Raw genomic sequence first — 25,573 nt, forward strand, 5'->3', positions numbered from 1 at the left:
AACGCAGGTAGTTTTTCAACGGCCTGTCAGGGCGCGGCGCCAGAGTGATCGATGAAGTGAAGTAGGAGAACACCGGTGGACGAGCAAAAAGCCTTGCAGGTGGTGCGCGAGCTGATCGCCAGCGGGCAAGTGACCGATCCCGAGAGCGCCCGGGGCAAGCTGTTGCGCACGGCTGCGCATCTGTTTCGCAACAAGGGCTATGAACGCACCACCGTGCGCGACCTGGCCGGCGCGGTGGGGATCCAGTCCGGCAGCATCTTCCACCACTTCAAGAGCAAGGACGACATCCTGCGGGCGGTGATGCAGGAGACCATCCACTACAACACCGTATTGATGCGCGCCGAGCTGGCCGAGGCCGGCAGCGTGCGTGAGCGGGTGCTGGCGCTGATCCGCTGCGAGCTGCAGTCGATCATGGGCGGTAGCGGCGAGGCCATGGCGGTGCTGGTCTACGAATGGCGCTCGCTATCGGCCGAGGGCCAGGCGGCGGTCCTGGCCCTGCGCGATATCTACGAGCAGATCTGGCTGCAAGTGCTGGGCGAGGCCAAGGAAGCCGGTTTCATCAGGGGCGATGTGTTCATCACCCGGCGCTTTCTCACCGGCGCCCTGTCCTGGACCACCACCTGGTTTCGCGCCGAGGGCAGCATGACCCTGGAACAGTTGGCGCAAGAGGCCTTGCTGCTGGTACTGAAGGATCACTGAAGCGCCGATTAATTATCGCTTGCCAGATTGTCGAAGCGTCCGAAAACGCCTAGCTTTACGGCATTCCCATTCTCTTGCCCGAGGTGTGTTGCCTTGATGTCCCTGCCTTTGCGGCCAGCCTTGCGAATGCTTTTGCTGGCTCTGGCAACACTTTGGGTCGCTCCGGCCTCCTCGGCGCAACTGGTGCGGGTCGCGGCGGCCCATTTCCCTCCTTACACCGTACGCCCTGAAACCGGGGCCGACACTGGCCTGCTGCCGCAACTGGTAGAGGCGCTGAACCAGTCCCAAAGCGATTACCAGTTCGTCCTGGTGCCCACTTCGATTCCCCGGCGCTTTCGCGATTTCGAACAGGGGCGCGTGGACATGGCGATCTTCGAGAACCCCGCCTGGGGCTGGCAGGACATCGAACACACCAGCGTCGACATGGGGCTCGAGGATGCGGAGATCTTCGTCGCCCAGCGCCAGCCCGGGCGCGGCCAGGAATACTTCGCCGACCTTGCGGGCAAGCGCCTGGCCCTGTTCAGCGGTTATCACTACGCCTTCGCCCAGTTCAATGCCGATACCCGCTACCTGGCCGATACCTTCAACGCCACGCTGACCTATTCCCATGACAGCAATTTGCTGATGGTCTTGCGCGGCAGGGCGGATATCGCCCTGGTGACGCGTTCCTACCTCAGCGACTTCCTGGCCCGCAACGTCGACAGTACCGATCGCCTGCTGGTCTCCGAGCGCATCGACCAGGTCTACCACCACTACAGCCTGATCCGGCCCAAGGCGCCCATCAGCGCCCCGGATTTCGCCGGGTTGTTGCAAAGGTTGCGGGACAACGGCCAGATGCTGAAGATCTTCGAGCCTTATCGCATCGTGGTCACGCCCGTTCCCCACGCTTGAGCCCGTTTCCGGCCCGGTTCACGGCGGGCTAAATTTTTCCTGGCGGCCCACGTCACTTGCTTGAATGCCCATTCGACGGTGACCTTGCCATGGCCCTTGTGAATCCGCTGAGCGTTGAATCCCCAGGCACTGGCGTCATGCTGGGCATCGACGAGATTGCCGCACGGCGGATGCTGTTCCAGGCATTGCATGTCGAGGGGCAGGAGTCCGGGGCCGTGGATGCGCAGGCCATGGAGGCGGCCCGCCAGGACCGCCTGGCGTTCTGGCTGTCGGCCCAGGTGCATGCCTTGTACCTGGACCCACCGGGTTGCGAGCGCCCCCCGGTTCCCAACCACGAGCCAGCGTGTGCCGGGCCTGACCGTTGTCGGTATTGCCAGCAGGAATTCGATCTGTTGCACAAGCGTGCGGCGTTGCTGGTCCTGGGCCGGAGCGGCCTGCTCGAGAGCTGAGCCCGAGCGGTTCTGGTGCTAGGCGCCACGGCCCGGCACCGGTCGCGGGTCAGCGACGGGCGAAGGTGTCGGGACGGTTGCCCGAGACTTTGCGGCAATGCACCAGGGCATCGCGGATCATGAAGTTCACCAGGGTCGGCGAAACGCCCAGTTCCTTGGCGATATCTTTCTGTGGGACACCATGCAAGCGATACATCTCGAAGGCATAGCGAGTGCGCGAGGGCAGCTCGGTCAGTGCTTCGGCAATGTTTTCCAAGGTGGAGAAGTTCATGTGGGAAGTTTCAGGTGAGGCGCCATGGACGACGACGTTCAAGCCTTCCTCTTCGGTGCCCGAGTACTTCTGCTCCAGCGCCTGCTTGCGATAGTGGTCGATGGCCAGGTTGCGCACGATCTGGAACAGATAGCTGAGCTGGGCCTTGAACGATGAGGTGATCTGCGGTGCCGATTGCAGCCGGAAGAAAGCGTCCTGGACGACGTCCTCGGCCCTGGACCGGCAGCCGGTGATGCGTGCTGCAATCTTGACCAGGATCAGGCGGTTATCGACAAAAGCCTGGAGTAACGGTGAATCGCACCTGCTTGTGGATACTTGTTCCGTCATGGAAATCACCTTGTTGCAAAGAGGGTAGTGGGACTACTGCGGGGTCAGATTCGTCCTACACATCGAGCGACAAATTAGGCTGAATGATAATGATTGTCAATTGAGAAAAAGAACTAATGCTCTCCTGATTTACAGATTGCGAACGGGCGCGCATTAGCGGTCCTGAGCAGGGCTTGCCAGGCAGCATGCCGCAGGGTCTGTTCCCGTTTGGTGACAGCGCGCGACGAAGCCGTGCAAGCCCCGGGGCAGACGCCCGGCGGCAAACGGCGCCAGCAGCTAATTATTTTCAGGCGTCATCCGTTCCCATTGGAGAAAGATTCCGGGTAGCAGACCCGGCCACGGCGCCCTCCGGATGCCCGCGGCCCACGCATGACCTTTCGATCCGTCGATGGTCAACAGGGCACGGCAGCGCAGGGCCCGATCTCCATTGCATGCACAATCCTGGCAGGAAACCCCATGACGGACGCGTTCGAACTCCCCAGCACCCTGGCCCAAGCCCTTCAACGCCGGGCGGTCCTGGCCCCTGATCAAGTGGCGCTGCGCTTTCTCGCCGAAGAACAGGAGCAGAGCGTGGTCCTCAGCTACCGGGACCTGGACCTGCGGGCGCGCACCATCGCCGCGGCCTTGCAGGCCAATGCCGAGTTCGGCGACCGGGCGGTGCTGCTGTTCCCCAGTGGCCCGGACTACGTCGCGGCGTTTTTCGGCTGCCTGTATGCCGGGGTGATCGCGGTGCCGGCCTACCCGCCAGAGTCGGCCCGGCGCCATCACCAGGAACGGCTGATCTCGATCATGGCCGACGCCGAGCCACGGCTGCTGCTGACCAGCGCCGGGCTGCGTGAGGCGCTGTTGCAAATGGACGAGCTCAAGGCCGAGGGTGCACCGCAACTGTTGTGCGTCGATACCCTGGACAGCGCCCTGGCCGAGGGCTGGCAGAGCGTCGAGCTGGCGGACGATGACATCGCCTTCTTGCAATACACCTCCGGCTCCACGGCCTTGCCCAAGGGCGTGCAAGTCAGCCACGGCAACCTGGTGGCCAACGAGATGCTGATCCGCCGTGGCTTCGGCATCGACCTCAATCCGGACGACGTGATCGTCAGCTGGTTGCCGCTGTACCACGACATGGGCCTGATCGGCGGCCTGCTGCAACCGATCTTCAGTGGCGTGCCCTGCGTGCTCATGTCCCCGGCCTACTTCCTGGCCCGGCCCCTGCGTTGGCTGGAAGCCATCAGCGAATACGGCGGCACCATCAGTGGCGGCCCGGACTTCGCCTACCGCCTGTGCAGCGAACGGGTCAGTGAGTCGGCCCTGGAGCGCCTCGACCTGAGCGGCTGGCGCGTGGCCTATTCCGGTTCGGAGCCGATCCGCCTGGACACCCTGGAGCGCTTTGCCGAGAAGTTCGGTGCCTGCGGTTTCAGTGCCGATAACTTCCTGGCGTCCTATGGCCTGGCCGAAGCCACACTGTTCGTCGCCGGTGGCGTGCGCGGCCAGGGCATCCCGGCCTTGCACCTGGACGAGCAGGCCCTGGCGCAGAACCGTGCCGAACCGGGGCAGGGCAGCGCGATGATGAGCTGCGGCTTCAGCCAGCCGGAACACGCGGTGCTGTTGATGGATCCGCAGCAGCTTCACGAGCTGCCGGACAATCGCATCGGCGAGGTCTGGGCCGCCGGACCGAGCATCGCCCATGGCTACTGGCGCAATCCCGAAGCGACCGCCAAGACCTTCGTCCAGCACGCCGGCCGTACCTGGTTGCGCACCGGCGACCTGGGTTTCATGCGCGATGGCCAGCTGTACATCACCGGGCGCCTGAAGGACCTGCTGATCGTGCGTGGGCACAACCTGTATCCCCAGGACATCGAGAAGACCATCGAGCGCGAAGTGGAAGTGGTGCGCAAAGGCCGGGTGGCGGCCTTCGCCGTCACCGACCAGGGCCAGGAAGGCATTGGCATCGCCGCGGAAATCAGCCGCAGCGTGCAGAAGATCCTGCCGCCCGAGGCACTGATCAAGGCCATTCGCCAGGCGGTCGCCGAGGCCTGCCAGGAAGCGCCCAGCGTGGTGGTACTGCTCAACCCCGGGGCCTTGCCCAAGACTTCCAGCGGCAAGCTGCAACGCTCGGCCTGCCGTACCCGCCTGGCCGATGGCAGCCTGGACTACTACGCGCTGTTCCCGGATGCCTCGACGCCGAGCCAGGACGCCACCGGCGAAGCTCCAGGCAATGAGTTGCAGGCCCTGATCGGGCGTATCTGGCAGGAGCAATTGCAATGCGCTGCGGTGGCTGCCGACGATCACTTCTTCCTGCTGGGCGGCAACTCCATCGCCGCCACCCAGGTCATGGCCCGCCTGAGCCAGGAGCTGGGCCTGGAACTGGGGCTGCGCCTGTTGTTCGAGGCCCCGACCCTGGCGGCGTTCACTGCCCAGGTCGCGCGCTTGCAGCAGGACGGTGGCACAGCCCAGGGCGCGATCAACGCCCTGTCGCGCCAGCAGCCGTTGCCGCAATCCCTGGCCCAGAACCGCCTGTGGATCACCTGGCAGCTGGACCCATGCAGCAGCGCCTACAACATTCCCGGTGGCCTGCGCTTGCGTGGCGAACTGGACGAGGACGCCCTGCGCGCCAGCTTCCAGCAACTGCTCCAGCGCCACGAAGCCCTGCGCACGCGTTTCTTCGAACGGGACGGCCAAGCCCTGCAACAAGTGGATGAGCCCTGCGAATTCAACCTGCAACTGATCGATATCAGCGACCTGCCACCGGCCGAACGCGAAGCCCGGGCCCGGCAGATCCGCGAGGATGAGGCCCGCACCCAGTTCGACCTGGAGAAGGGCCCCCTGTACTGGGCGACCCTGGTGCGCCTGGATGATGAAGAACATCAACTGTTGCTGACCCTGCATCACATCATTGCCGACGGCTGGTCGCTGAACCTGCTGATCGACGAGTTCTCGCGCCTGTATGCGGCCTTCGCCCAAGGCCAGGCCCTGGAGCTGGCGCCACTGGCCCTGCAATACGCCGACTATGGCAGTTGGCAGCGCCAATGGCTGGCCCAGGGCGAAGGCCAGCGCCAGCTGGATTACTGGAAGCAGCAGCTGGCCGATGAAGTCCCAGCCCTGAGCCTGGCCACCGATCATCCACGCTCGGCCCAGGTCCGGCACAGCGCCGCGCGCCACGGCCAGCGCTTGAGCGCGAGCCTCAGCGAGGCCGTGCGCCAGGCGGCCCAGGCCCAGCAGGTGACGCCATTCATGCTGCTGCTGGCAGCCTTCCAGACCCTGCTGTACCGCTACACCGGCCAGGGCGATATCCGCGTCGGGGTGCCCAATGCCAACCGCCCGCGCCTGGAAACCCAGGGCCTGCTGGGCTTCTTCATCAACACCCAGGTCCTGCGCGGCCAGTTGCATGGGCGCCAGTCCTTCGCCGAGCTGCTGCAACAGGTTCGCCAGGCAGCCCTGGGCGCCCAGGCCAACCAGGACCTGCCGTTCGAACAACTGCTGGAAGCCTTCCCCGAGGCCCGCGAGCAAGGCCTGTTCCAGGTCATGTTCAACCACCAGCAACGCGACCTCAGTGCCCTGCGTCGCCTGCCCGGGTTGCTGGCCGAAGAGCTGCCGTGGCACAGCCGCGAGGCCAAGTTCGACCTGCAACTGCACACCGAGGAAGATCGCAACGGACGCCTGAGCCTGGCCTTCGACTACGCCGACGAGCTGTTCGAGGCGGCGACCATCGAGCGCCTGGCCGGACACTTCATCAGTCTGTTGGAACACGCCTGCCAGCAACCTGAGGCGGCCCTGGGCGACCTGCCGCTCTTGAGCCAGGCACAGGCCGTGCAACTGCAGCAGTGGAGCGTGGCTCCCTGTGCGCCGGCCGAGCGCTGGCTGCCGGAACGGCTGCATGAACAATGGCAGCTGACCCCGGAACGCACCGCGCTGGTGTGGGAAGGTGGCCAGTTGAGTTTTGCCGAGCTGCATATCCAGGCCAACCGCCTGGCCCACTATCTGCGGGACAAGGGCGTCGGCCCCGACGTGTGCGTGGCCATCGCCGCCGAGCGTTCGTCGCAACTGCTGATCGGCCTGCTGGCCATCGTCAAGGCCGGCGGCGCTTATGTACCCCTGGACCCGGACTACCCCGCCGAGCGCCTGGCCTACATGCTCGGCGACAGCGGTGTCGAGCTGCTGCTGACCCAGACCCACCTGCTCGAGCGCATGCCGGTCACTGCTGGTGTCAGCGCCATCGCCATGGACAGCCTCAAGCTCGACAACTGGCCGAGCCAGGCCCCGGGCCTGCACCTGCATGGCGACAACCTGGCCTATGTGATCTACACCTCCGGTTCCACCGGCCAACCCAAGGGCGTCGGCAATACCCACGCCGCGCTGATGGAGCGCCTGCAATGGATGCAGGACAGCTACCAGTTGCAGGCTGATGACGTGCTGATGCAAAAAGCCCCGATCAGCTTCGACGTATCGGTATGGGAATGCTTCTGGCCGCTGATCACCGGCTGCCGCTTGCTCATTGCCGCTCCCGGCGAGCATCGCGACCCGCACCGTATCGCCCAGTTGGTGCAGGAGCACGGCGTGACCACGCTGCACTTTGTCCCACCGCTGTTGCAGCTGTTCGTCGACGAGCCGCTCAGCGCCGGCTGCCATAGCCTGCGCCGGGTGTTTTCCGGTGGCGAAGCCTTGCCCGCCGAGTTGCGCAACCGCCTGCTGGAGCAACTGCCGGGCGTGCAACTGCACAACCGCTATGGCCCGACCGAAACCGCGATCAACGTCACCCACTGGCACTGCGCGGTGGCTGACGGCGAGCGTTCGCCCATCGGTCGTCCCTTGGGGAATGTGATCTGCCGTGTGCTGGACGCCGAACTCAACGTGCTGCCGGCTGGAGTGCCCGGCGAGCTGTGCATCAGCGGCCAGGGCCTGGCCCGGGGCTACCTGGGGCGTGCGGCCCTGACTGCCGAACGCTTTGTGGTGGACCCGTTGAGCGAGGAGGGCGCGCGCCTGTACCGCACCGGTGACCGGGTGCGCTGGTGCGCCGATGGGGTGCTGGAATACCTCGGTCGTCTCGACCAGCAGGTCAAGCTGCGGGGCTTCCGGGTCGAGCCCCAGGAGATCGAAGCGCGCCTGCTCGCCCAGGACGGCGTGGCCCAGGCCGCGGTGCTGGTGCGTAAGACCCAGGCCGGCGCGCAGTTGATCGGCTACTACACGGCCCATGCCGACGATGAAGATGAACAACAGCAGAGCGCGCGCCTGAAAACCGCCCTGGCCGCCGAGCTGCCCGAATACATGGTACCGGCGCAGCTGGTGCGCCTTGAGTCCATGCCCCTGAGCCCCAGTGGCAAGCTGGATCGGCGGGCGCTGCCCGAGCCGCAATGGCAGGTGCGCGAGCATGTGGAGCCCGGCACCGAGCTGGAGCAGCAGATCGCGGCTATCTGGCGCGAGGTGCTGGGCCAGCCGCGCATCGGCCTGACGGACGATTTCTTCGCCCTGGGCGGCCATTCGTTGCTGGCCACCCAGATCATTTCCCGCACTCGCCAGGCCTGTGATGTGGAGCTGCCCCTGCGCGTGCTGTTCGAAGCCAGCGAGCTGGGGACCTTTGCCGAACAAGTGCGACTGATCCAGGAGACCGGGGCGCACAACCAGCAGCCGCCGATCGCCCAGGTCGATCGCAGCCAACCGGTGCCGCTGTCCTATTCCCAGCAGCGCATGTGGTTCCTCTGGCAGATGGAGCCGGACAGCCCGGCCTATAACGTCGGCGGCATGGCGCGGCTGAGCGGTGTGCTGGATGTCGGGCGTTTCGAGGCGGCCTTGCAAGCGCTGATCCTGCGCCACGAAACCCTGCGCACCACCTTCCCCAGCGTCAACGGCGTGGCCCGCCAACAGGTGCATGCCGATACCGGCCTGCGCATGGCCTGGAAGGATTTCTCGGCCCTGGCCCCCGAGGCGCGGCAACACCGCCTGCAGCAGCTGGCGGACAGCGAGGCGCACCAGCCCTTCGACCTGGAAACCGGCCCTTTGCTGCGGGCCTGCCTGGTCAAGGCCGGCGATCAGGAACACTACTTCGTCCTGACCCTGCACCACATCGTGACCGAAGGCTGGGCCATGGACATCTTCGCCCGTGAGTTGGGAGCGCTGTACGAAGCCTTCCTCGACGATCGCGATTCGCCCCTGGAGCCGCTGCCGGTGCAGTACCTGGACTACAGCGTGTGGCAGCGCCAATGGCTGGAATCCGGCGAGCGCCAGCGCCAGCTGGACTACTGGACAGAACAACTGGGCCGTGAGCATCCATTGCTGGAGCTGCCCAGCGACCGGCCACGGCCGGCGGTGCAGAGCCACCAGGGCGAGCTCTATCGCTTCGACCTTGGCGACGCACTGGCGGCCCGGGTCCGGGCCTTCAATGCCGAGCACGGCCTGACCCTGTTCATGACCATGACCGCCGCCCTGTCGGTGCTGCTGTATCGCTACAGCGGCCAGACCGACCTGCGCATCGGCGCGCCAGTGGCCAACCGCATCCGCCCGGAAAGCGAAGGCCTGATCGGCGCCTTCCTCAATACCCAGGTGCTGCGCTGCCAACTGGATGGACAGATGAGCGTCGGCCAGTTGCTGGAGCAGGTACGCCAGACGGTGATCGAGGGCCAGTCCCACCAGGACCTGCCGTTCGACCATCTGGTGGAAGCCCTGCAACCACCGCGCAGCGCCGCCTACAACCCGCTGTTCCAGGTGATGTGCAACGTCCAGCGTTGGGAGTTCCAGCAGAGCCGGCAACTGGCGGGCATGACCGTGGAGTACCTGGTCAACGATGCCCGGGCCACCAAGTTCGACCTCAACCTGGAAGTCACCGACCTGGACCAGCGCCTGGGCTGCTGCCTGACCTACAGCACCGACCTGTTCGACGAGCCGCGCATCGCGCGCATGGCTGCCCACTGGCGCAACCTGCTGGAGGCGTTGCTGGGCGATCCGGCACAGCGCCTGTGCGAACTGCCATTGCTGCAGCCGGACGAGCAGCGTCAGCTGCTCGATAGCCTGGGCAGCGAAGCCGGCGAGCAGCGCCTGGACCAATGCATCCAGCAGTTGTTCAGCCAGCAGGCCCGGGCACGCCAGGATGCCCCGGCACTGACCTTCGCCGGCCAGACCCTGAGCTACAGCGAACTGGACAGCCGCACCAATCGCCTGGCCTGGATGCTCCGCGAACGAGGGGTGGGCCCGCAGGTGCGGGTCGGCCTGGCGCTGGAGCGCTCGCTGGAGATGGTGATCGGCCTGCTGGCGATCCTCAAGGCCGGCGGCGCCTATGTGCCGCTGGACCCGGAATACCCCCTGGATCGCCTGCACTACATGATCGAGGACAGCGGCATCGGCCTGCTGCTCAGCGATGCGCGGATGTTCCAGGCCCTCGGCGAACTGCCGGCAGGCGTGGCGCGCTGGTGCCTGGAGGAGGACGGCGCGCTGCTGGCCGACTACCCGGCCAGCGAATTGCCCTTGGTCAGCCTGCCGCAACACCAGGCCTACCTGATCTACACCTCCGGTTCCACCGGCCTGCCCAAGGGCGTGGTGGTGTCCCATGGGGAAATTGCCATGCATTGCCAGGCGGTGATCCGCCGGTTCGGCATGCGTGCCGACGATTGCGAACTGCACTTCTATTCCATCAATTTCGATGCCGCTACCGAGCGCTTGCTGGTGCCGCTGCTCAGCGGTGCCCAGGTAGTGTTGCGGGCCCAGGGCCAGTGGGACGCCGAGGAAATCTGCCAGCTGATCCGCCAGCATCGGGTCAGCATCCTGGGCTTCACCCCCAGCTATGGCAGCCAACTGGCCCAGCACCTGGCGACCCAGCAGCAAACCCTGGCGGTACGCATGTGCATTACCGGTGGCGAAGCTTTGACTGGCGAGCACCTGCAACGCATTCGCGCGGCCTTCCAACCGAGCCTGTTCTTCAATGCCTACGGTCCGACCGAAACCGTGGTCATGCCATTGGCCAGCCTGGCGCCGGAGCAGTTGGCCGAAGGCGTGGCCAGCGTGCCCATCGGCAGCATCGTCGGCGCGCGGGTGGCCTATATCCTCGATGCCGACCTGGCGCTGGTGCCCCAAGGCGCGACCGGTGAGTTGTATGTCGGCGGCGCGGGCCTGGCCCAGGGCTACCATCGTCGCCCGGGCCTCAGTGCCGAGCGTTTCGTCGCCGACCCGTTCAGCGGCGCTGGCGGTCGCCTGTATCGCACCGGCGACCTGGTGCGCCAGTGCGCCGACGGCCAGGTGGAATACATCGGCCGGGTCGACCATCAGGTGAAGATCCGCGGCTTCCGTATCGAGTTGGGGGAAATCGAATCCCGCTTGCTGGATCATCCTGCGGTACGCGAAGCGGTGGTGCTGGCGCTGGAGGCGCCATCGGGCAAGCAACTGGCGGGTTACCTGGTGACCGAGGTCGCGGGACACAACGAGGTGGCGCAGGCCAATCTGCGCGAAGCCCTCAAGCAGCAATTGAAGACCCAGTTGCCGGACTACATGGTGCCGACTCACCTGATCCTGCTGTCCAGCATGCCGCTGACCGCCAACGGCAAGCTCGATCGCCGGGCCTTGCCGGTGCCGGATCCGGAGCTCAATCGCCAGCAGTACGTGGCCCCGAGCAACGAGCTGGAGCAGAGCCTGGCGCGTATCTGGTGCGATGTGCTGAACGTGCAGCAGGTCGGCCTCAACGACAACTTCTTCGAACTGGGCGGCGATTCGATCCTGTCGATCCAGGTGGTCAGCCGTGCGCGCCAGTTGGGCATCCATTTCACCCCGCGTGACCTGTTCCAGCACCAGACCGTGCAAACCCTGGCGCGGGTGGCCAGCCGCAGCCAGCGCATCAGCGCCGAGCAAGGACTGCTCAGCGGCGAGGCGCCGCTGACCCCGATCCAGCATTGGTTCTTCGATAGCCGCATCCCGCAGCCGCAACACTGGAACCAGGCGCTGCTGCTGGAGCCGGTGGCGCCCCTGGATGCCCAGCGCCTGGAGCAGGCACTGCTGGCGGTGGTGGAACAACACGACGCCCTGCGCCTGCGCTTCAACCAGGGCAACGAACAATGGCGCGCCGAGTACTTGCCGCTGTCCGATGCGCCGTTGCTGTGGCAGGTACGGGTGCCGTCCATGGCCACCTGCGAAACCTTGTTCGCCGATGCCCAGCACAGCCTCGACCTGGAGCATGGGCCGCTGCTGCGTGCGGTGCTGGTGGACGGTCCGGAGGGTGAGCAACGGCTGCTGCTGGCCATCCACCATCTGGTGGTGGACGGCGTGTCCTGGCGGGTTCTGCTGGAGGATCTGCAGAACGTCTATCGCCAGCTGGAGGCCGGCCAGGCCGTGCAGTTGCCGGCCAAGACCAGTGCCCTGCGCGACTGGTCGAGCCGCTTGCAGGCCTACGCCGGCAGTGAGTCGCTGCGCGAGGAACTGGCCTGGTGGCAACAGCAACTGGCCGGCCCGGCAGCGCAAATGCCAGGGTTGCAGCCGGACGGTGGCCAGCAACACCAGCATGCCCGCAGCCACAGCGTGACCCTGGATGCCGAGCGCACCCGTCAACTGCTGCAACAGGCCCCGGCGGCCTATCGCACCCAGGTCAACGACCTGCTGCTCACCGCCCTGGCCCGGGTGCTGTGCCGCTGGAGCGGACAGCCTTCGGCACTGGTGCAACTGGAAGGCCACGGCCGCGAGGCATTGTTCGACGAGATCGACCTGACCCGCACCGTGGGCTGGTTCACCAGCGCCTATCCGCTGCGCCTGACGCCGTTGCAGGTGGAAGAAGCCGCCGGGCAGGGCGCCTCGATCAAGGCCATCAAGGAGCAATTGCGCGGTGTGCCGCACAAGGGCCTGGGCTATGGCGTGCTGCGCTACCTGGCCGATGACGCCTGCCAAGCGGCCCTGGCGGCGCTGCCGCTGGCGCCGGTGACCTTCAACTACCTGGGGCAGTTCGACCAGAGCTTCGGTAGCGATGCGCTGCTGCGTCCGCTGGACGAGTCAGCCGGCCCGGCCCATGCCCTGGAGGCACCGCTGCCCAACGAGCTGAGCATCGACAGCCAGGTCTACGGCGGTGAACTGGTGCTGCGCTGGACCTACAGTGCCGAGCGCTTCGACTCCGAGCTGATCGCCGAGTTGGCGGCGGCCTACCTGGGTGAGCTGCAGAGCCTGATCGCCCATTGCCTGAAGGACGATGCCGGTGGCTTGACGCCGTCGGACTTCCCCCTGGCGCGCCTGACCCAGGCCCAGCTCGATGCCCTGCCAGTACCGGCGGCGCAGATCGAGGATGTCTACCCGCTGACGCCGATGCAGGAAGGCATGTTGCTGCACACCCTGCTGGAGCCGGGCACCGGCCTCTATTACATGCAGGACCGCTACCGCATCAACAGCGAACTGGACCCCGAGCGCTTCGCCCAGGCCTGGCAGGCCGTGGTGGCCCGGCATGAAGCCCTGCGCGCCTCGTTCTGCTGGAACGTGGGCGAGGACATGCTGCAGGTTATCCACAAGCCGGGCAGCACCCCCATCGAGTACCTGGACTGGAGCGATGTGCCGGAGGCCGAACAGGAGGTCGAGCAAGAAGCCAGGCTGCAAGCCCTGCACAAAGCCGAGCGCGAGGCCGGTTTCGATCTGCTCAACCAGGCGCCGTTCCACCTGCGGCTGATCCGTGTCGGCGCCGCGCGCTACTGGTTCATGATGAGCAACCACCACATCCTCATCGATGCCTGGTGCCGCTCGTTGTTGATGAACGACTTCTTCGAGATCTACACCGCCCTGGGCGAAGGCCGCGAGGCGCAGTTGGCAGTACCGCCGCGCTACCGCGACTACATCGGCTGGCTGCAACACCAGAGCCTGGCCGAGGCGCGCCAGTGGTGGCGGCAGAATCTCGCGGGCTTCGAACGCACCACGCCGATCCCCAGCGACCGGCCGTTCCTGCGCGAGCATGCCGGCGACAGCGGCGGCATGATCGTCGGCGACTGCTACACCCGGCTCGATCCACGGGACGGTGCGCAATTGCGCGAGCTGGCGCAGCAGCACCAGTTGACCGTCAACACCTTCGCCCAGGCGGCCTGGGCCCTGGTGCTGCGGCGCATGAGCGGCGACCGTGACGTGCTGTTCGGGGTCACCGTGGCCGGGCGGCCGGTGGACATGCCGCAGATGCAGCGCACCGTCGGCCTGTTCATCAACAGCATCGCCCTGCGGGTCAAGCTGCCCGAGGATGGCCAGCGTTGCAGCGTGCGCCAATGGCTGGGCCAGTTGCTGGACAGCAACATGCAGCTGCGCGAGTACGAGTACCTGCCACTGGTGGCGATCCAGGAAACCAGCGAGCTGCCCAAGGGCCAGCCGCTGTTCGACAGCCTGTTCGTGTTCGAGAACGCCCCGGTGGAGGTCTCGGTACTGGACCGGGCCCAGAGCCTGAACGCCAGTTCGGACTCCGGCCGCACCCACACCAACTTCCCGATCACGGCCGTCTGCTACCCGGGGGACGACCTGGGGCTGCACCTGTCCTATGACCAGCGCTACTTCGAGCAGGCGACCATCGAGCGCATGCTGGGCGAGTTCAAGCGCCTGCTGCTGGCGCTGGTGCAGGGCTTTAATGGCGACATGGCCGAGCTGCCGTTGCTGGGCGAGGAGGAGCGTGATTTCCTGCTGGCCGGTTGCAACCAGAGCCAGCACCAGTACCCGCTGGAGCGCAGCTACGTGGAGTTGTTCGAGGCCCAGGTGGCCGCGCATCCGCAGCGTATCGCCGCCAGCTGCCTGGAACAGAGCCATAGCTATGCCGAGTTGAACCTGCGCAGCAACCGCCTGGGCCATGCCCTGGTGGCCCAGGGCGTGGATTTTGACCAGCCGGTGGCCCTGCTGGCCGAGCGTGGCCTGGAGCTGTTGGGCATGATCATCGGCAGCTTCAAGGCCGGGGCCGGCTACCTGCCCCTGGACCCGGGCCTGCCGGGCCAGCGCCTGGGCCGCATCATCGAGCTCAGTCGCACGCCGATCCTGGTCTGTACCCGGGCTTGCCGTGAACAGGCCCAGGCCCTGCTGGACGAGTTCGGCTGCGCCGGTCGTCCGCGCTTGCTGGTCTGGGAAGAAGTCCAGGCCGGGGCTGGGCGCGAGGACAATCCCGGACGCTACAGCCGTGCGGACAACCTCGCCTACGTGATCTACACCTCCGGTTCCACCGGCCTGCCCAAGGGCGTGATGGTGGAGCAGCGCGGCATGCTCAACAACCAGTTGAGCAAGGTGCCGTACCTGCAACTGAGCGAGGCCGATGTGATCGCCCAGACCGCCTCCCAGAGCTTCGATATCTCGGTCTGGCAGTTTCTTGCCGCGCCGCTGTTCGGCGCTCGGGTGGACATCGTGCCCAACACCATTGCCCACGATCCCCAGGGGCTCCTGGCCCATGTCCAGGAGCAGGGCATCACCGTGCTGGAGAGCGTGCCGTCGCTGATTCAGGGCATGCTGGCCCAGGATGCCATCGCCCTGGACGGCCTGCGCTGGATGCTGCCCACCGGCGAGGCCATGCCACCGGAGCTGGCGCACCAGTGGCTGCTGCGTTATCCACAGATCGGCCTGGTCAACGCCTACGGCCCGGCGGAGTGCTCCGACGACGTGGCCTTCTTCCGCGTGGACCTGGCCTCGACCCGGGGCAGCTACCTGCCCATCGGCACGCCCACCGACAACAACCTGTTGTACCTGATGGACGAAGCCCTGGAGCTGGTGCCCCTGGGTGCGGTGGGCGAGCTGTGCGTGGCCGGTACCGGTGTCGGCCGTGGCTACGTCAGCGACCCGTTGCGCACTGTGCAAGCCTTCGTGCCCCATCCGTTCGGTGCTGCGGGCGAACGCCTGTACCGCACCGGCGACCTGGCACGCCGGCGCAGCGACGGCGTGCTGGAGTACGTCGGGCGGATCGACCATCAGGTGAAGATCCGTGGCTACCGCATCGAACTGGGCGAGATCGAAGCGCGCCTGCACGAACAACCGGAGCTGCGCGATGCCGCGGTCGGGGTGCAGGAGGGCGTCAATGGCAAGCACCTGGTGGGCTACCTGGTCGCCAGCGATTCGGGCCTGGGGCAAAGCGAACGCCTGGAGCGGATCAAGCCGCGCCTGCGCGCCGAGTTGCCGGAGTACATGGTGCCGCTGCACTGGCTGTGGCTTGCGCGCCTGCCGCTCAACGCCAACGGCAAGCTCGATCGCAAGGCCCTGCCGGCCCTGGAGATCGGCCAGTTGCAGAGCCAGGACTACCTGGCCCCGAGCAGCGAGCTGGAGCAGACCCTGGCGGACATCTGGGCCGAAGTGCTCAAGGTGGAGCGAGTGGGGGTGCGCGACAACTTCTTCGAGTTGGGCGGGCACTCGTTGCTGGCTACCCAGATCGCCTCGCGGGTACAGAAGACCCTGCAACGCAACGTGCCACTGCGGGCGATGTTCGAATGCAGCACGGTGCAGGAGCTGGCGGCCTATATCGACGGACTGGAGGCCAATGAAATCAGCGAGGAGAAGGTTGATCGCCTGAGCGACCTCATGGCCGAGCTGGAGGGCTTGTGACCCAAGGGTGACGGGGCCTTGTTCGCTGACCAGCCAGGTTCTGTTGGCCAATAGCCCCTCAGGCCCTCTGTTATGATCGCGCCCGGCCCAGGTCCAAGCACCTGCGCCGGGCGTTTTCATTCAAGGACCGGAACCATGGCAGAGCAGCTTTACTGGCACGATATCGAAGACACCCTGGGCCGCTGGAGCGGCCTGGGCGTCGAGGTCGAACCCGGCGCCACGGACAAGCCGCCGCTGTACCTGCGCACCGGCGCCAATGCCCGGTTCAAGCTGATGCACCACGACACACCGCTGTTCTGGGCCACCATTGCCCGGGACCATGGCGGTGTCTGGCTGGTGCGCAAGCCGCTGGCCGAGGGCGCTGAATGCCGGTTGCTCGCCCCCATCGACTCACCCACCGTCGAACAGCACGCGGCATTGGCGCCCGAGCTGCGGATCAAGGCCTGGAGCCGCTATTTCGTCAGCCGTCTGGGCGCCAGTGCCCGGCACTTCCTCACCCCTGGCTATTGGCTGGCCCAGGGCCTGGTACCGGAACCGTCCAGTACCGGCCACGGCCTGGACAAATGGCGCTTCACCTCGAGGGTTGACCCGTTGACCCACGTGCCCAGCTGGTTCCTGTATGGCGAGGACTTTCTCGACAATCTGCAACCCCAGACCCTGGAGTGGATCGACTGGTGGCACGGCGGCGGCAAGCTCATCGGCCTGCATCGCGTCGACCCACTGGCGGGGCGGCTCAAGTGGTGGCGCAAGAAGGCCCGGGAGGGCAGCCTGCCACCGGTGCTGTTGTGGTACGTCGGCGGACTGGCGTCCTACCTGGTGATCGATGGGCACTACCGTTTGCAGGCCGCCATCGCGGAAAATCTCGCGCCGTCCTTCATCGTCCTCAGTGCTACCCGCGCGCGCGACTTCACGCCGAGCCTCGAGCATCGGCAACGGGTCATGGATTCGCTGCACAAGCGTGGCGATGCGGCGCCGCGCAACAAGGCCTTGAGTACCGAGAACCTCAACCGGGTGCTGATCCAGGCTTTCGACGATCGGCCGCACTACGTCAGCGCGACCCAGGCCTGGGCCGGCAATGAACCCCAGGAACAGTGGTGCGATGAGGTGCGCCAGTGCCTGATCGGGCAGGGGCTTGAGTGCGAGGTGGACGCAGTGATTGCCCGGCGTGGCTGACGGGGCCTCTGTTATAGTCGCGCCCGCGCGCCACAGGGCAGGGGATTAGGGACGATGGTGGAACAGGTTTTCTGGCGGGATATCGAGGACCTGGCTGGCAATTGGAGCGGCCTTGGGGTGGACGTCAGGCACCCGGCCAACGGCAAGCCGAACCTGCGCCTGCTCAGTGGCGACAACCGGCGCATGCAGTTGGTCGTCGGAGGCCAGACGCTGCTGTGGGCCACCATGTCGCGCTGTCTCTATGGGGTGTGGCTGGTGCGCAACCAGCTGCCTGGGCAACTGCCGCAAACCCTGGTCGAGCCCATCGATTCGCCCCAGGTGGAACAACATTCGCGTCTCGCCCCGCCCCTGCGGCTCAAGGCCTGGAGTCGGTTTTTCGTCCAGCAGTTGCTGCGACATCAAGCGGATTTTCTCTACCCCGGCTATTGGTTGGTGCGGACCCTGCAGCCTGCTGCCCACCCCTATGGGCGATCACTGCCCAGCGGCATCGACCAGTGGTACTTCAAAGGCGGCGAAGATGCCCTGAGCCATATGCCGCAGTGGACCATTGACGGCCGCAACATTCTCGACAACCAACGGCCTGGCCCGGCGCGTTGGGTCGAACTCTGGGAAGGGGGCGGCGCGGTGGTTGGCCTGCGTGGCGTCGATCCGCTGGCCGGGCGCCTGAAGTGGTGGCGCAAGAAGGCCCGTGAAGGCAGCTTGCCGCCGATCCTGTTGTGGTATGTCAGCGGCCTGAACAGCTACCTGGTTCTTGACGGGCATTACCGTTTGCAGGCCGCCATCGATGAGAACCTGCCGCCGCAGTTCCTGGTGCTCAGCTCGCCGCGGGTGACGGCCTACGCCCCGAATCCGCAGGAGCAGCAGAAGGTACTGGGGGCGCTGCAGGTGCAGATCCAGCGCAAGAACCTGGAGACTGCGCGCTTGAACCAGCTGCTCATCAGCACCTTCGACGACCGGCCATATCACGGCTTCGGTAGCCAGTCGTGGGCGGGGATCGCTTCGGAACAAGTGTGGATCGATCAGGTGAGGGGTGTTCTTGAGGAACGTGGGGAGGCTGGCGAGCTGGACGCTATCCTGGCTCGCGAAGCCCCCGAGCATGATTGATCCCACTCGCCGTTGCCGAGTCCCGCAGGCGCAGCGTGTTCTGGCTGATTACTTGGGACCCAGGATCTGCGCCAGCTTGCCCGGGGCCGGGGCGCCTTGCTGTTGTTGCAGCTCGCCTTTGTCGTCCAGGTAGAAGATCGCCGGGGTGGCCGACAGCTCCAGTTCCTCCATGAGCTTCATGTTGGCGTCGAGCTTGGCCTGGATCGCTTTGGGGATGCTTTGCAGGGGTTTCAGGCTGCTGCCCTTGCCGGCCTTCTCGTGATCCTGCAGGGCCTGGCTCGGGTCCTTGGCGGCCAGCAGGGCGGCGGATTTGCCCGGGCTGTCCTCGCGGATGATGCCGACCATGATGTGCCGCAGTTGCACCTTGCCGGCCTTGACCCAGGGCCGGGCCTGTTCCCAGAACATGTTGCAGTAGGGGCAGTTGGGGTCGCTGAACAGGTAGACGATACGTGGCGCATCGGCCTTGCCGTCGGCGATCCAGTCGCTTTTCTCCAGGTTGCCCCAGACTTCCTTGGCCATCGGTGCATAGACCAGTTTCTGCAACGGTTCGGCGCTGAGGTCCTTGCCGTCGGCGTCGTACAGGTTGCCCAGCAGCACGTGCTGGCCATCGGCGGTCAGGTACAGGGTCATGCCGCGGTTCTGGTACTGCGCGGCATAACCCTTGAGGCCAGCCGGAGCGTCGAAGCTGCCGATGATCTTGGCGCCCTTGGCTTCGATCTTGCGGATCGGCGCGGGCAGTTCCTCGGCATGCAGCAGCGGGACATTGAGCAGTGCCGCGCCCAGGGACAGGCTCAGCAGGTGGCGGATGAAGGGCATGGGGGTTTCCTTGAGGGGGCGACCGGAGTCGGATGGATGCCGTCGAAGTTCTCCAGGGCGCGGGCCAGGCTGGCCTCCGAGAGTTCCCCGAGGTGGCTGCCCAGCAGGCGGCCGTCGGCGCTGTAGAACAGGGTGGTGGGCAGGGCCATGGAGCCCACGGCCTTGCCCAGGCGGCCACTGCCATCGAACAGTACGTTGTCCAGGTTCAGCTCCTGGGTGGCCAGGAAGGTGGCGACGCTCTGCATGCTCTCGGCCTGGTTGACGAACAGGAAGGTCAGGTCCGGGCGCTGTTGCTGGGCTTTTTCCAGCACCGGCATTTCCCGTCGGCAAGGTGGGCACCAGGTGGCCCAGAGGTTGATCACCAGCGGCCCGCCCTGGTAGTCGGTGAGCTGCACGGTGTCGCCGTTGGCGTTGCGCAGGGCCACTTCCGGCAGGCGCGTGCCCTGGTCGTAGAGGCTCAGGGACAGGGTCGCCAGCAGCCAGAACGCCAGGCCGGTGGCGATCCCGGCGCCCAGGGGGCGGCGCAGGGCCGGGCGCTTCCAGCCCCAGGCCAGGGCTGCCAGAAGCATGACCAGCACCCCGGGCCAGGCCAGGAAACCGCCGTCGCGCAGGTCGATGGTCATCCACAGGTCGTCCCGGTAGTGCCTCCAGTAGGCGATGACGAAACTGACCCGGGCGGCGAGCATGCCGATCAGGAACAGCGAGAACAGCACCGACTCCGGGTTGTCACCGCCGCGCTTGGCCACGCGCCAGCCCACCAGCGTGGCCAGGGCCAGGGCGCTGATCAGCAGCAGGTGGTTGAGGGCGATGGCGAAGGTGCCGATGGTAAAGGTCAGCATCAGCGGGCTTCCAGGGTCTGGGTCCAGCGTTGCAGGAAGGTCGCGGCATCCACTTCGCCGGTGATGCGCTGGCTGCGGCGCTCGCTGCCATCCGGGCCGATCCACAGCATGCTGGGAGGTCCCGGCACCTTGTAGCGGCCGAGCAGTTCGCGGCCGTCGGCATTATCCAGGGTCACGTCCAGGCGCAGCAGGCGCACGTCCTTCAGGGCCTCGAGGATCTGGGATTGGCCGAATACGGTCTTCTCCATGATCTTGCACGACACGCACCAGTCGGCGTAGTAGTCCAGCAGCACCCACTGGCCCTGGGCCTGGGCGCTGTCCAGGGCGCCTTGCAGCTCGGCAGGGGTCTTGACCGTGATGAAGGCGTCGTGGGCACTGGCGTTGCTGGCGGGGGCGCCGCCGCTATAGACCTTCAGCGGGTGCAGCAAGTCGTCGCTGCCGCCGGCGGCGCCCACCAGCAGCACGCTGCCCCAGATGCCGAACAGCAACGCACCGGCACCGAACAGGTGCAGCAGGCGCCCGGCGATCGCCCGTTGCTGCCAGGCGCAGTAGGCCAGTACCAGGGCCAGGGCACCCCACAGGCCGATCCACAGGCTGGCGTTCAGCACCGGCCGCAGCATGTAGATGGCGGTGCCGAGGAAAAGGATGCCGAACACGCCCTTGAGCAGGTTCATCCAGGGGCCGGGCTTGGGCAGGAAGCGGTTGCCCAGGGTCACCAGCAACAACAACGGCAGGCCGATGCCCAGGCCCAGGGCGAACAGCGCCAGGCCGCCAAACAGGGCATTGCCGGTCTGGGCGATATACAGCAGGCCGCCGGCCAGGGGCGCGGTCATGCACGGGCCCACCAGCAGCGCGGACAGGGCGCCGAGGACCCCGCAGCCGATCAGGCTGCCGCCCTGGCGCTGGCGGCTGGCGCCTTCCAGGCGATCGCGCAGGAAGGCCGGCATCTGCAATTCGAAGAAACCGAACATCGGCAAGGCCAGCAGCACGAACAACGCGGCGAAGCTGCCCAGGACCCAGGGTTGCTGCAGCCAGGCCTGCAGGTTGCTGCCCAGCAGGGCGGCGATCACGCCCATGCCGGCGTAAACCAGGGCCATGCACAGCACATAGCTGGAAGCCAGGGCCAGGCCCCGGCGCGGGCTGGCGCCGCTGCCCACCACCATGCCGGCGAGGATCGGCAGCATCGGCAGCGAGCAGGGCGCGAAGGCCAGCAGCAGGCCGAAGCCGAAGAACGCCAGCAGGCCCAGGCCCCAGGATTTCTGTTGCAGGTCGTTGGCCAGCAACTGGTCTTGGGCCGCTGCGGTGCTGCCCTGGGCGCTAGCGTTGGCCGCTGCGACCGGAGCTCCGCCCAGATCCACTTCCAGGGTTTGCGGTGGGTAGCACAGGCCGGCGTCGGCGCAGCCTTGCCAGCCCAGCTTGACCTTGCCCGTGGCGGTTGTCGGCAGCTTCACCTCCAGGCCCTGGCGGTACACGGTCTGGTCGCCGAAGAATTCGTCGCTATGGGCTTCGCCCGCCGGCAGGCTCGGCTGCTGCTCCGGTGGCAGGCCGTCGAACTTCAGGCGTTTCTGGTACAGGTAGTAGCCGTCGGCGATCTGCCAGAACAGCTGGGTCTCGCCCGAGGGCAGGCGCTCGGAGCTGAATACGAACGCCTGGCCCACCGGCAGGAAGTCGGGCTTGACCTCGAACGGATTGTTGCCGGCTTGCGCCAGGGTGGTGAACAGCATGAACAACAGGATGAACAATCGACGCATGGTCAAGCCTTAAACCGGTGCAAGTTGCGAGCACAATGGCCGGCCCTGATTAACCGATGATTAAACCGCGCCTTGTGGCCCGGGGCGGGCGGGCATAATGTCCGCTTAATCCGCCGCTTGCTTAATCAACGCCCTTTGTACAGGACCGACCATGCACGTACTTGTCTGTGAAGATGATGAGCTGATCGCCAGCGGGATCGTCGCCGGCCTCACGGCCCAGGGCCTGACGGTCGAGCATGTGGCCACCGCTTCGGCGGCGCGGGCCATGCTCGGCGTGGCCGATTTCGACGTGATGGTACTGGATCTTGGCCTGCCGGATGAAGATGGCCTGAAACTGCTCAAGCAACAGCGCCAGCAGGGCCTGGAGATCCCTGTGCTGATCCTCACCGCCCGGGACGCGGTGACCGACCGGGTCGACGGCCTGCAGGCCGGGGCCGACGACTACCTGCTCAAGCCCTTCGACCTGCGCGAACTGGCGGCGCGCCTGCATACCCTGTTGCGCCGGGCGGCGGGGCGCAGCGTCAACCTGATCGAGCACGGGCGCCTGACCTACGACCCCAGCACCCGCGAGACCCTGCTCGGTGGGCAGCCGGTGGACCTGTCCCGGCGCGAGCAGTCGTTGCTCCAGGCCTTGCTGCACAACCGCGGCCGGGTGCTGTCCAGCGAGCAGCTCAAGGACAGTGTCTATGGCTTCAACGACGAGCTGGAGAGCAACGCCCTGAACGTGCACATCCATCACCTGCGGCGCAAGCTCGGCAATGGCATCGTCGAGACCGTACGGGGCCTGGGCTATCGCCTGGGGCCGGCGGATGGCGAGGAGAGTCGCTAAGTGAGGAGCCTGCGCCTGCGCCTGAGCGTGACCCTGGGCGCTGCCTTCATCCTGATCTGGACCCTGGCCGCGGCCTGGATGCTCAGTGATCTACGCAACCAGATGATGTTTTCCCTGGACCAGCGACTGGTGGCTTCGGCGCGAATGGTCGCGGGCCTCTTGGAGCAGATGCCGGCATTACCGTCCCATGGCCCGCACGATCACATCGACAGTGGTGCCCTGAGCATTCCCGGCGGCATGGCTTGCCAGGTCAGCTCCCTGCGCGGACAGATCCTGGCCCGTAGCCACAGCACCCCCGATCACCCGCTGGAAGCGGAGAAGCTGGGGTTCCACGACCAGATGATCGACGACGCACCCTGGCGCACCTTCACCCTGGTGCGCGGCGACCTGCGCATTACCACCGCCGACCGCCAGGTGGAGCGCGAGGCCCTGAACTTGTCGATCCTGTTGGCGGCTTCGGTGCCGGTGGGCGTGGCCCTGCTGGGGTGCCTGTGGCTGTTGTGGCTGGGGATCGGCCAGAGCCTGGCGCCGCTGAACCGCATCCGTGATGCCCTGATGCGGCGCAGCGCCGACTCCCTGGAGCCGCTGCAGATCCAGCCCATGCCCAGCGAGTTGCGCCCGCTGCTGGAGACCCAGAACCAGCTGTTCCAGCGCATTGCCCGGACCATCGAGCGCGAGCGGCGGCTGACCGGCGATGCCGCCCATGAACTGCGCAGCCCGCTGACGGCGATCAAGACCCACCTGCAAGTGGCGCGAATGACCGAGGGCGCGACCCACGACCAGGCTCTGGCCCGGGCCGAGGAGGGCGCCGATCGCATGCATCGGACCCTGGAGCAGCTGTTGTTGCTGGCTCGCGTCGAGGGCAGCCTGTCGTTCGATGACGGTGTGCTGTGCACGGCGGAGCAGGTGGCGCGCCTGGCGATCCAGGACGCGGTCGTCGGCGCTCGCCAGCGGGTCCAGTTGAATCTGGAGCCGACAGCGGCTGGCGCTGCGGTGGATATGCCCTCGACCCTGGCCATCGCCGCCTTGCGCAACCTGCTGGACAATGCCCTGCGCCATACGCCCGAAGAATGTCCGGTGGAACTGAACCTGGAGCTGGTCGCCGGCCGTGTGCGTTTCCAGGTACGGGACCACGGCCCGGGGATTCCCGAGGCAGACCTGCAGCACCTGACCCAACGCTTCTGGCGTGACAGCCAGAGCAGTGGTTGCGGCCTGGGGCTGGCGATCGTCCAGGCCATCGTCCAGCGCTGTGGCTGCGAGCTGCATTTCGACAGCCAGCCCGATGGCCTGCGGGTGGAACTGACCCTGCCTGCCCGGCCCGCTTGAGCCGACCTGGCCCGGGACGGGCCTTTGGGCAATTTCCCCGATCCAAGGTGTAAATCCCGACGCTGCTGGTGCGTTTTCAGAACAGGAAAACCTGTCAATGCGCACCCCCTCTCGGCTGCGCATCCGGCCGGTGGCCGTTTTGCTCAAATTGCAGCGTGAGGGTTCCACAGATGTCAGCCGTTACCAGCCTTATGGAAGATCAGCCGGTGGGGCTTGCCGCCCCGGTGGCCGAGACGCTCTACCAGTTCGACGAGTCGCCTCTGCTGGCTCGCCAGAATCGCCAGGAGTCCAATGCCCGCAGTTATCCGCGGCGCATCCCCCTGGCCCTCAAGCGCGCCAGCGGTATCCACGTCGAGGATGTCGAGGGACGGCGCTTCATCGATTGCCTGGCCGGTGCCGGGACCCTGGCCCTGGGCCACAACCATCCGGTGGTGATCGCGGCGATCCAGCAGGTACTGGCCGATGAACTGCCGCTGCTGACCCTGGACCTGACCACGCCGGTCAAGGACCAGTTCGTCCAGGACCTGTTCGGCCTGTTGCCCGAGGCCCTGGCCGCCGAGGCCAAGATCCAGTTCTGCGGCCCCACCGGCACCGATGCGGTGGAAGCGGCCCTGAAGCTGACCCGGACCGCCACCGGGCGCAGTACAGTGCTGTCGTTCCAGGGTGCCTACCATGGTATGAGCCAGGGTTCGCTGAGCCTGATGGGCAGCCTGGGACCCAAGCGGGCGTTGGCCGGGCTGTTGAACAACGGCGTGCAGTTCCTGCCGTTCCCCTATGACTATCGTTGCCCGTTCGGGCTCGGTGGCGCCGCCGGGGTCAAGGCCAACCTGAACTACCTGGAGAACCTGCTCTGCGATCCGGAAGCCGGCGTGGCGTTGCCGGCAGCGGTGATCGTGGAGACGGTACAGGGCGAGGGGGGCGTGATCCCGGCCGACCTGGAATGGCTGCGCGGGCTGCGCCGTATCACCGAGAAGGCCGGGGTGGCGCTGATCGTCGACGAGATCCAGAGCGGTTTCGGACGCACCGGCAAGATGTTCGCCTTCGAGCATGCCGGGATCATCCCGGATGTGGTGGTGCTGTCCAAGGCCATCGGTGGCAGCTTGCCGCTGGCGGTGATGGTCTATCGCGACTGGCTCGATACCTGGCAGCCCGGCGCCCATGCCGGCACCTTCCGTGGCAACCAGATGGCCATGGCCGCAGGTTCCGCGGTGATGCGCTATCTCAAGGAACATCGGGTGACCGAACACGCGGCGGCCATGGGCGAGCGCCTGCGCGAGCACCTGCTGATCCTGCAGCGCGACTACCCGCAACTGGGCGACGTTCGTGGCCGGGGCCTGATGCTGGGGGTGGAACTGGTGGACCCGCAAGGTACGCCGGACGCCCTGGGGCATCCGCCGCAACATCAACGCCTGGCGCCGCTGGTGCAGCGCGAGTGCCTCAAGCGCGGGCTGATCCTGGAGCTGGGCGGGCGCCATGGCAGCGTGGTGCGCTTCCTGCCGCCGCTGGTGATCACCGCGGCGCAGATCGACCAGGTGGCGGAGATATTCAGCAAGGCGGTGGCCGCCGCCGTGGCCGGCCTCTAATTTTTCGCGGCCCTGGTTCGTTACTTC

13 protein-coding genes are annotated in these 25,573 nt (G+C 66.4%); 9 read left to right on the plus strand and 4 right to left on the minus strand.

The window, feature by feature from the left end; genetic code table 11:
- Window positions 1-75 precede the first annotated feature (75 nt).
- From AC3WK8_RS12985 to AC3WK8_RS12995, 3 genes are all read left to right on the plus strand, one after another.
- Window positions 76-699 (plus strand): TetR/AcrR family transcriptional regulator, encoded by a 624-nt coding sequence (locus AC3WK8_RS12985; protein WP_103324953.1) that lies wholly within the window; start codon window positions 76-78, stop codon window positions 697-699.
- Between the two features lie 96 nt (window positions 700-795).
- The gene (locus AC3WK8_RS12990; RefSeq protein WP_085596695.1) at window positions 796-1,590 is read left to right on the plus strand and encodes a substrate-binding periplasmic protein; all 795 of its coding nucleotides are present in this window, start codon (window positions 796-798) and stop codon (window positions 1,588-1,590) included.
- An 89-nt stretch (window positions 1,591-1,679) separates the two neighbouring features.
- Window positions 1,680-2,039, plus strand: coding sequence for a pyoverdine biosynthesis protein (locus AC3WK8_RS12995; protein WP_103324954.1), 360 nt, complete (start codon window positions 1,680-1,682; stop codon window positions 2,037-2,039).
- Between the two features lie 49 nt (window positions 2,040-2,088).
- Here AC3WK8_RS12995 and AC3WK8_RS13000 read toward each other — a convergent pair whose 3' ends face one another.
- Window positions 2,089-2,637 carry an RNA polymerase factor sigma-70 gene (locus AC3WK8_RS13000; protein ID WP_022639980.1) on the minus strand — a complete coding sequence of 183 codons (549 nt, stop codon included), beginning with the start codon at window positions 2,635-2,637 and terminating at the stop codon, window positions 2,089-2,091.
- A gap of 456 nt (window positions 2,638-3,093) precedes the next feature.
- Here AC3WK8_RS13000 and AC3WK8_RS13005 point away from each other — a divergent pair, with 456 nt between their 5' ends.
- The 3 genes from AC3WK8_RS13005 (at window position 3,094) to AC3WK8_RS13015 (ending at window position 18,402) form a co-directional block, all read left to right on the plus strand.
- Window positions 3,094-16,125 carry a non-ribosomal peptide synthetase gene (locus tag AC3WK8_RS13005; RefSeq protein ID WP_103324955.1) on the plus strand — a complete coding sequence of 4,344 codons (13,032 nt, stop codon included), beginning with the start codon at window positions 3,094-3,096 and terminating at the stop codon, window positions 16,123-16,125.
- 135 nt (window positions 16,126-16,260) lie between these two features.
- Window positions 16,261-17,298 carry a hypothetical protein gene (locus AC3WK8_RS13010; protein WP_103324956.1) on the plus strand — a complete coding sequence of 346 codons (1,038 nt, stop codon included), beginning with the start codon at window positions 16,261-16,263 and terminating at the stop codon, window positions 17,296-17,298.
- A gap of 54 nt (window positions 17,299-17,352) precedes the next feature.
- The gene (locus tag AC3WK8_RS13015) at window positions 17,353-18,402 is read left to right on the plus strand and encodes a hypothetical protein (RefSeq protein ID WP_103324957.1); all 1,050 of its coding nucleotides are present in this window, start codon (window positions 17,353-17,355) and stop codon (window positions 18,400-18,402) included.
- Window positions 18,403-18,450: 48 nt separating this feature from the next.
- On the opposite strand, the gene dsbG is transcribed toward AC3WK8_RS13015, so the two are convergent.
- From dsbG to dsbD, 3 genes are read right to left on the minus strand one after another with little or no spacing between them, the layout of a single operon-like run.
- Window positions 18,451-19,218 carry a thiol:disulfide interchange protein DsbG gene (gene dsbG, locus AC3WK8_RS13020; protein ID WP_103324958.1) on the minus strand — a complete coding sequence of 256 codons (768 nt, stop codon included), beginning with the start codon at window positions 19,216-19,218 and terminating at the stop codon, window positions 18,451-18,453.
- The gene (locus tag AC3WK8_RS13025; protein WP_022639971.1) at window positions 19,194-20,057 is read right to left on the minus strand and encodes a TlpA disulfide reductase family protein; all 864 of its coding nucleotides are present in this window, start codon (window positions 20,055-20,057) and stop codon (window positions 19,194-19,196) included. The genes dsbG and AC3WK8_RS13025 overlap by 25 nt, the downstream gene beginning before the upstream one ends.
- Entirely contained in the window at window positions 20,057-21,808 is a 1,752-nt protein-coding gene (gene dsbD / locus AC3WK8_RS13030) for a protein-disulfide reductase DsbD (RefSeq protein WP_103324959.1), read from the minus strand. The genes AC3WK8_RS13025 and dsbD overlap by 1 nt, the downstream gene beginning before the upstream one ends.
- Window positions 21,809-21,959: 151 nt before the next feature.
- Here dsbD and AC3WK8_RS13035 point away from each other — a divergent pair, with 151 nt between their 5' ends.
- The 3 genes from AC3WK8_RS13035 (at window position 21,960) to AC3WK8_RS13045 (ending at window position 25,546) form a co-directional block, all read left to right on the plus strand.
- Complete coding sequence (locus tag AC3WK8_RS13035; RefSeq protein WP_022639968.1) at window positions 21,960-22,637, plus strand: response regulator; 678 nt, start codon at window positions 21,960-21,962, stop codon at window positions 22,635-22,637.
- Window positions 22,638-23,963: an ATP-binding protein gene (locus tag AC3WK8_RS13040; RefSeq protein ID WP_103324960.1), complete on the plus strand. Its 1,326-nt coding sequence runs from the start codon at window positions 22,638-22,640 to the stop codon at window positions 23,961-23,963.
- Between the two features lie 170 nt (window positions 23,964-24,133).
- Window positions 24,134-25,546 (plus strand): aspartate aminotransferase family protein, encoded by a 1,413-nt coding sequence (locus AC3WK8_RS13045; protein WP_085596686.1) that lies wholly within the window; start codon window positions 24,134-24,136, stop codon window positions 25,544-25,546.
- Window positions 25,547-25,573: the final 27 nt, after the last annotated feature.

The sequence above is a fragment of the Pseudomonas sp. FW507-12TSA genome, from assembly GCF_058781435.1.